This is a genomic window from Hyphomonas oceanitis SCH89, from assembly GCF_000685295.1.
Taxonomy (GTDB): Bacteria; Pseudomonadota; Alphaproteobacteria; order Caulobacterales; family Hyphomonadaceae; genus Hyphomonas; species Hyphomonas oceanitis.
Genome location: NZ_ARYL01000179.1, coordinates 1 through 324, shown reverse-complemented (window position 1 = coordinate 324; position 324 = coordinate 1). Strand labels below are relative to the sequence as shown.

The window sequence follows — 324 nt, the reverse complement described above, 5'->3', positions numbered from 1 at the left end:
CATAGGGCGCGATATCAACGAGGCGGGGATCGCCTTCGGTGAGCGTGCCGGTCTTGTCGAATGCAATGGCATCGACGCGTCCAAGCGCTTCGAGCGGTGCTCCGCCCTTGATGAGAACGCCTCCACGCGCCGCACGGGCGACGCCAGACAGGATTGCGCTTGGTGTCGCGATCGCCAGCGCGCACGGACTAGCCGCAACCAGAACGGCCATGGCGCGATAAAAGCTGTCCGACGGCGCCTCATCCAGAACCAGAAAAGCGAGAGATGTGATGACGGCCAACAGGATGATCAAAGGCACGAAAATCCGCTCAAACTTCTTCGTAA

1 protein-coding gene is annotated in these 324 nt (G+C 60.5%); it reads right to left on the bottom strand.

Going from position 1 to position 324, the window contains the following annotated elements; all coding sequences use genetic code 11:
* Nucleotides 1-324 (bottom strand): HAD-IC family P-type ATPase (locus HOC_RS20820; RefSeq protein WP_035542850.1); only part of this gene is annotated, 324 nt, incomplete at both ends.